Source organism: Bifidobacterium catulorum, assembly GCF_003129925.1.
Lineage (GTDB): Bacteria > Actinomycetota > Actinomycetes > Actinomycetales > Bifidobacteriaceae > Galliscardovia > Galliscardovia catulorum.
Map to the genome: position 1 here is coordinate 1 of NZ_QFFN01000069.1, position 2714 is coordinate 2714.

Here is a 2714-nt window from a genome sequence, read left to right on the forward strand (position 1 = left end):
GCCGGGTGGGAGACGGGGTGAACCTTGAGACCGACACCATCGCCAAATACGTGGCCCGGCTGCTTGCCGCGGGCGGGGCGTGGGGCGGCTTGGGCGAGGGGTCGGCCGCGGGCGAGGGGCCTGGCGGGTCCCCGGCCTCGGGAGGTGGCGCCCACCCCGCCACCATCACCGAATCGTTCCTCGCCGAACACGGCTTCTAGTCTTGCCCTGCCCTCGGCTCCCATCCTGAGGAGGATAGCCGGCCGCCGCAGGCGGACTGAGGGGAGGGCCCGATCACGTAATCATTCGCATTCGCAATCGTATTTGCAATCGCAATCGCATAAAGGACAAATCATGACCAACAGCAACCCCGCCTCCACCCCGCTGGACCCCGTCGCGCAGGCCGTGCGCGACATCGCCGCCGGACGCATCGTCGTCGTGGCCGACGACGAAAGCCGCGAGAACGAGGGCGACCTCATCTGCGCCGCACGCTACGCCACCCCGAAGAACATCGCGTTCATGGCCACGCACGCCCGCGGCCTCATCTGCACGCCGATGACCGCCGAACTGGCGCAGCGGCTCGACCTGCCGCCGATGTGCGCGACGAACACCGACAACCACCACACCGCGTTCACCGTGTCCATCGACCACGTGACCACATCCACCGGCATCAGCGCACGCGACCGTTCCGTGACGGTCATGGCGTGCATCGACCCGGACACCCGCCCGAAGGACTTCCGTCGACCCGGCCACGTGTTCCCGCTGGTCGCACGCCCCGGCGGCGTGCTCGAACGCAACGGCCACACCGAAGCCACCGTGGACCTGGTCCGCCTGGCCGGGCTCGAACCGGCCGGCCTGTGCTGCGAGATGATGAAGACCGACGGCACCATGATGCGCCGCGGCGACCTTGAGACGTTCGCCGCCGAACATGGGCTGACATACATCACCATCGCCCAGCTGCAGCGGTACCGCCGCACTCATGCGTTCCCCCACACCGTGCGCCGCGTGGCCCAGGTGAACCTGCCCACCGAATACGGCCGGTTCACCATGCTCGGCTACGAATCCGACGACGGCGGCGAACACGTGGCCCTGGTCATGGGCGACGACATCCTCGCCGCCGCTGCCGGCGACGCGGGCGCCGCCATCGAGCCGGTTCTGTGCCGCATCCATTCGGAATGCCTCACCGGCGACGTGTTCGGCTCTCAGCGTTGCGACTGCGGCCCCCAGCTGCACGAGGCCATGCGCCGCATCGCCGAACGCGGCCGCGGCGTCGTGCTCTACCTCAGTCAGGAGGGACGCGGCATCGGGCTGCTCAACAAGCTACGCACCTACGAACTGCAGGAGCAGGGCTTCGACACGCTCGACGCCAACCTCAAGCTCGGATTCCCCGCCGACGCGCGCGAATACGAGACCGCGGCCGCCATCCTTGAGGACCTCGGCATCCGGTCCGTCGACCTGATGACCAACAACCCCGACAAGATCAGCCAGCTTGAAGGCGCCGGCATCGTCATCGACAAGCGCGTGCCCATCATCATCCCGCCGAACGAATTCGACGCGAACTATCTGTCAACCAAACAACAACGCATGGGGCACCTGCTCGGCGCCCTGGTAAAGGAGAACTGACATGACCGTATTCGAAGGACAGCTCGTCGCCGGCGCACAGGCCGCCGCAGGCACCGCCGCCAAGCCGGTGCGCGTGGGCATCGTCGTCGCCCGATTCAACGAATTCATCACGTCGAAGCTGCTGTCCGGCGCGCAGGACGGACTGCGCCGGCATGGTGTGGCCGGCGAGAACATCGACGTGGCATGGGTGCCCGGCTCGTTCGAGATTCCGATCGTCGCCAAGCGCATGGCGGCCACCGGACGCTACGACGCCGTGATCTGCCTCGGAGCCATCATCCGCGGCAGCACCTCCCACTACGATCTTGTGTGCAACGAGACCGCGAAGGGCATCGCGCAGGTGTCGCTCGGCGCCGACATTCCGGTGCTGTTCGGCGTCATCACCACCGAGAACATCGAGCAGGCCATCGAACGCGCCGGCACCAAGGCCGGCAACAAGGGCTTCGACTGCGCGCTCGGCGCCATCGAGATGATCAACGTGCTGCGTGCCGTCGACGCGGGCGAGTGACGAAAGGAGCCGGACATGGGATTGTTCGACAGCATCAGGGACCTCGCGGCCGGTGCGCTGGGAGGCGTGGCCGGTGACGCGGCGAACGCCGTCGGCGACGCGCTCGGCGGACGGTTCGACCTCGGGTCGCTCGGCGACCTGCCCGCGGTGATCGGCGAGCATTTCAACGCCGACCAGCTCGGCGAGATCCAGAACGTCGTGGGCGACACTATCAACGCCGACCAATTGGGCGACCTGCAGGCGCTGGCCACGGAGAACATCAACGCCGACCAGATCGCCAACGTCGCCGGCATGATTCAGGAGCAGGGTGCCGGACTCGGGCAGGGTCTCGACCTGGGCGCCATCGCAGAACAGGCGGGTCTGCCGGTCGACGTCGTAGGCCAGATCGCCGGACTGCTCGGCCGCTGAGCCGATTGGGGGCTCTCTGATCGGCTCCCCTCCGTGGGAGGGGAGCTGGCCGCCGTAGGCGGTCTGTGGGGAGGGGTGTGTTGCTGTGTGGGCCCCCTCAGCCAGGCTGTCGCCTGACAGCTCCCCCACCGTTCGTGGGGGAGCCGGTTGGGTGGGGACAACTCCCCTCAGTCGGCTTCGCCGACAGCTCCCCTCAACC

The 2714-nt window shown here is 67.8% G+C and carries 4 protein-coding genes; all 4 read left to right on the forward strand.

Features of this window, described 5'->3' with window-relative positions; genetic code table 11:
- Window positions 1-200 (forward strand): hypothetical protein (locus tag DF200_RS10975; protein WP_206603445.1); only part of this gene is annotated, 200 nt, incomplete at its 5' end.
- Window positions 201-333: 133 nt separating this feature from the next.
- A complete protein-coding gene (locus DF200_RS10480) occupies window positions 334-1602 on the forward strand; it encodes a bifunctional 3,4-dihydroxy-2-butanone-4-phosphate synthase/GTP cyclohydrolase II (protein ID WP_109138210.1) in 1269 nt (422 codons plus the stop codon).
- A 1-nt stretch (window position 1603) separates the two neighbouring features.
- Window positions 1604-2107, forward strand: a complete 504-nt coding sequence (ribH, locus tag DF200_RS10485; RefSeq protein WP_109138211.1) for a 6,7-dimethyl-8-ribityllumazine synthase — start codon at window positions 1604-1606, stop codon at window positions 2105-2107.
- Window positions 2108-2122: 15 nt separating this feature from the next.
- Window positions 2123-2515, forward strand: a complete 393-nt coding sequence (locus tag DF200_RS11185; RefSeq protein WP_241520240.1) for a hypothetical protein — start codon at window positions 2123-2125, stop codon at window positions 2513-2515.
- Window positions 2516-2714: the final 199 nt, after the last annotated feature.